General features: G+C 59.8%; 4 protein-coding genes. 2 read left to right on the top strand and 2 right to left on the bottom strand.

Annotated features, from left to right (window positions below; translation table 11 throughout):
• A partial coding sequence (locus VKV28_08790) for an MFS transporter (protein ID HLH76883.1) occupies nucleotides 1-1,102 on the bottom strand: 1,102 nt, incomplete at its 3' end.
• Between the two features lie 82 nt (nucleotides 1,103-1,184).
• The gene (locus tag VKV28_08795) at nucleotides 1,185-1,463 is read right to left on the bottom strand and encodes a UBP-type zinc finger domain-containing protein (GenBank protein ID HLH76884.1); all 279 of its coding nucleotides are present in this window, start codon (nucleotides 1,461-1,463) and stop codon (nucleotides 1,185-1,187) included.
• 489 nt (nucleotides 1,464-1,952) lie between these two features.
• Here VKV28_08795 and egtB point away from each other — a divergent pair, with 489 nt between their 5' ends.
• On the top strand, nucleotides 1,953-3,314 hold the full coding sequence (gene egtB / locus VKV28_08800) for an ergothioneine biosynthesis protein EgtB (protein HLH76885.1): 1,362 nt from the start codon (nucleotides 1,953-1,955) through the stop codon (nucleotides 3,312-3,314).
• Nucleotides 3,311-4,282 (top strand): L-histidine N(alpha)-methyltransferase, encoded by a 972-nt coding sequence (gene egtD / locus VKV28_08805; protein ID HLH76886.1) that lies wholly within the window; start codon nucleotides 3,311-3,313, stop codon nucleotides 4,280-4,282. Before egtB ends, egtD begins: the two co-directional genes overlap by 4 nt.
• The last annotated feature ends 192 nt before the right edge of the window (nucleotides 4,283-4,474 follow it).

The raw sequence follows: 4,474 nt of genomic DNA on the forward strand, positions 1-4,474 counted from the left end.
GCACCGCAGTGGGAAAGGCTTCGGTGACGGCGGCCGGCGCACCACCTTCGTAAAGCGCGACGATGATCGCCAAGCCCAACTGACCCATTAGAGCACAGGCAAAGCTGCCACGCCGCATCAGTATGAATAGCGGCCAGCTAAAGAGCGCGGCGGCACTGGCTGCTAGCAGCAACAACGGCCGGCGACCGACTCGATCGGAAAGCCAACCGCTCAACGGAATCACTAACAGCGCGCTGCCCAGACACAGGGTATTGATGGTAAAGACCTGGCGCTCCTGCAGGCCCACCACTTTGGTCAAATAGGTGGCTAAATATATGAAAACTGTGTAAAAGCCCACGGCTTCCAGCAGCTCCAGACCGAATACTCCCAGTACGCAGCGCCACTGAACCAGAAGTATGTGACCGATTGTCGCAGGTGTGGGCGGCACTGTATCGGCGTGCGCGGCCAACTGGCGGCGCAGCATGATACCGAAAAAGGCGGGCGCGAAACCCACAATAAAAGGGATTCGCCAGCCCCAGGCCATCAGCGTCGCTGGAGTTATCAGATAGGCAAGCGCCGCACCCAAGCCCGAACCCAACATCCCGCCCGCTAGACTGCCGAGCAGGCCGAAGGAGCCCATCAACCCGCGCCGGCCGCCGCTGGAGCGTTCCACCAGGAACACGATCGAAGTGGTGTATTCGCCGCCCGCCGACAGTCCTTGGGTCAGTCGCAATCCCAGCATTGTCAACGGCGCGGCCAAGCCAATGGTGGCGTAGCCGGGCAGCAGGCCGGTGGCGCAAGTCGGCAGCGCCATCGCCAGAATCGACAGGGTCAGCGCGCGTTCCCGGCTGTAGCGGTCACCGATATAGCCGAACAGCACCGCGCCTAACGGGCGAGTAACGAAGCCCAGGCTGAAGACGGCGAAGGCAGCTATCAAGGAGGTCGTGGGATTGCGGCTGGGAAAGAAATAATGGCCGATCATCGGCGCGAAGTAGCCGTAGAGCGAGAAGTCGTACCATTCCAGAACGTTGCCGATAAGACCCGCGGCAATCAGCCGCCCCGACGAAATCGCGGGGTGGGAAGCGGTGTGCTTGAGACTTTTCAGCGGCGACGCAACGGCCATCTCGTGCGCGCCGCCAACGGTCGCGGGCAAGCCTGTAGAACGCTTATGGCGCGCGCGTGAATCGACGCTCTCACGCCTTAGCTCAGCCGGCGAGCTCGCCCTTGGCCTGGTCTAGGTAGCACCAGTCCCAGCTCTGTCCAGGCATTATCGAGCGCATCACCGGATGCTGGGTTTCCTTGAAATGGCGGGTGGCATGCTTGCCAGGGGAGGAATCACAGCAACCTACATGGCCGCATTGGCATTCGCGCAGGGCGACCCACGTGGTCCCTTCCTTGAGACAATCTTCGCAGGCGTCGGGGGTATTGGGGACGGCGAAACTGGACGCCGTCAAACCTTGTAAATGTTCACAAACAGCCGCCATTTTTCTCATCCTCCTGTAAGGGCTGCGGAATCCGTCACATCGCTCCCCGTATCCCAAATCCAGGCTTTCGCGCGAGCACGCCGCGAAGACGTGCTGCCAAGGAGGTTTTCACTTGTCAACTTTATCGTCGCGCTGCGCCGGATTACAACCAAATAGGCAAGTGGTTGGTCGGTCGAGGTAGCCGCTCCAAAAGAAAAAGCAGCCGGCCGTTTTTCTTGAACTAAACGATCGGTTGCGCAAGGATGGCCGAATACGGATGCGATGCTTGGGAGGCCCCATAACGAAACCAGCCTCTCCCAGCTAATCGCGGCTCTGGGCGAGTCTTACAAAGCATGCCTGGAAGGAACCATCAGACGTCTGGGACAAACCGTCAGACCGAGCCGCAGGTTTAGGTCCAGGGTTCTCACCCCGCCGGAGCCGGTGCGGCGAAGCTTAAGCGGCCGAGCGGGCCATCCACCTCCTTCGGCGCCTGCACGATAAAGGAACTTTATGGAAGCCGTCAGCCTATCTTCCTCCAGAGCTTTACCCACGCAATCTCAACACGGCGACTGGCAGCTCCCGGGAAAAGCCCTTTATGCGCGCTACCTGGCGGTGAGACAATTGACCGCCGCCCTGTGCGAGCCGCTGGTGGCGGAAGACTACGTAATTCAATCAATGCCCGAGGCCAGTCCAGTCAAATGGCATCTGGCGCATACAAGCTGGTTTTTCGAGACATTTGTCCTTGCTCCCTTCTTGCACGATTACCGCCCCTTTCATCCCTACTACCAATTCCTGTTCAATTCCTACTACGAAGCGGTTGGTCCGCGCTGGGCTCGCCCTAGGCGCGGTCTGTTGTCACGCCCCACCGTTGACGAAGTCAACCACTATCGAAGCTGGGTGGACCAACAGATAGCGGCCCTGCTGGACCGCGCGGACGAAGAATTGTTGCAGCGCATCGAAGCCACCCTTGTCCTCGGTCTGCATCACGAGCAACAGCATCAGGAGCTGATTCTGACCGACCTGAAACACGCCTGGAGCGCCAATCCCCTATGTCCGGTCTATCGTGCTCCTACGCTATCTTCCCCAGCGCCGGCCGAGCCGGCGCGCTGGCTGTACTATCCCTCTCGTTTAGCCTGGGTTGGCCATCGCGGCCAAGGGTTTGCCTTCGACAATGAATCACCCCGTCATCGCGTCTTTCTGGAGGATTTCGAACTCTCCAGTCGCTTGGTTACTGTTGGCGATTATCTCGCCTTCATGCATGACGATGGTTATCATCGGCCCCAACTGTGGTTATCCGACGGCTGGGCGGCACGCCAGGCACACGGGTGGGAGGCGCCACTTTACTGGAGCCGCCAAGACAACCGCCCAAGTGACTGCCACGATAATCACATAGACAACCAATGGATGGTCTTCACCTTGGGCGGGCGGTTACCCCTCACACTGGAGGAACCGGTTTGTCATCTCAGCTATTACGAAGCCGACGCTTACGCGCGCTGGGCGGGAGCGCGGCTGCCCAGCGAGATGGAATGGGAATGCGCGACTGAGTCAATTGAACTTGCCGGAAATTTTTTGGAGAGCGCGCACTTTCATCCCAGCGCCGCCGCCGCGCTGGAAGATCACGGGCCGCTCCAACAGCTTCACGGCGAAGTCTGGCAGTGGACCGCCAGTCCTTATGTCCCCTATCCGGGCTATCGCCAATTGGCCGGAGCACTGGGTGAATACAACGGCAAGTTCATGTGCAACCAGATGGTCTTGAGAGGCTCTTCGTGTGTCACAGCGCGCAGCCATGCGCGCCACACCTATCGCAACTTTTTTCCCGCCGAAGCACGCTGGCAGTTCAGCGGTCTGCGTCTGGCTCGCGACTGCGCATGATTACCCGCACCCCTTTCGAGATTCACGACCTGGCGCCGGCGACCGCCGATTTCCGCGAGGATGTTCTGCGCGGCCTGGCGGCGCCCGATAAGGCCTTATCCTGCAAATATTTCTATGACCAGGTTGGCTCGCAGCTCTTCGAACGAATTTGCACGCTGCCCGAATATTATCCGGCCCGCAGCGAATTGGCGATCCTGCGCCGCCACAGTCCGGAAATGGCGCACTTGCTGGGCCCAGATTGCCTATTGCTGGAATACGGCAGTGGCAGCAGCACCAAAACCCGCCTGCTCCTGGACCATCTCACTCGACCCGCCGGTTATGTTCCGATCGATATCTCGCGGGAACACCTGCGAGCCGCCGCTTACGCCCTCGCGCGTGACTACCCTGGGCTGGAAATTCGCCCGGTCTGCGCCGACTTTACCGCGCCGCTGACTGTGCCCAGCTCTACCCATGCCGCGCGCCGGCGTGTGATCTACTTTCCCGGCTCGACGATCGGCAACTTCATGCCAGCCGCGGCCCAGACGCTGCTCGAACAGACCGCGGACCTGTGCGGACGCGGCGGCGGCCTGCTGCTAGGCGCCGACCTCAAAAAGGATCCGCGCCTGTTGCACGCTGCCTATAACGATCGCCAGGGCGTAACCGCTGCCTTCAATCTCAACCTGCTGGTGCGCATCAACCGCGAATTGGGCGCCAATTTCCAAACCGACCAGTTTTGGCATTATGCGTTTTACAACCCACGCGCCGGGCGCGTCGAGATGTACCTGCTCAGCCGAGTCGCCCAACGAGTCACGATGGCCGAACAGGAGATTTTTTTCACCGAGGGAGAGGCTATTTGCACCGAGTATTCGCATAAATACAGTCTGGACGAGCTGCGCATGCTAGCCCAGCAGGCAGGCTTTGCCGTCGATCGGGTTTGGACCGACGAACTCAACTACTTCGGCGTGCTCTACCTGCGACGCCCCGACTGAAGAGCCGCAGACTTCGCTCGCCTGAGTTCGTTTTGCTCATGAGCTACCGGCGATTCCACGAAAGTATAGAGCGCAAGGCTGGCATAGTGTCCGTGAACTAAGTGGAGCGGTTGTTTGTCCAGCCAGCATGGGCGTAAAGCGGAGCTGGGTGGAAATAAGCTAAACAGATCGGGAGGAGCTGGAGGCATGGTT

This window comes from Candidatus Binataceae bacterium, assembly GCA_035294265.1.
Classification (GTDB): Bacteria; Desulfobacterota; Binatia; order Binatales; family Binataceae; genus DATGLK01.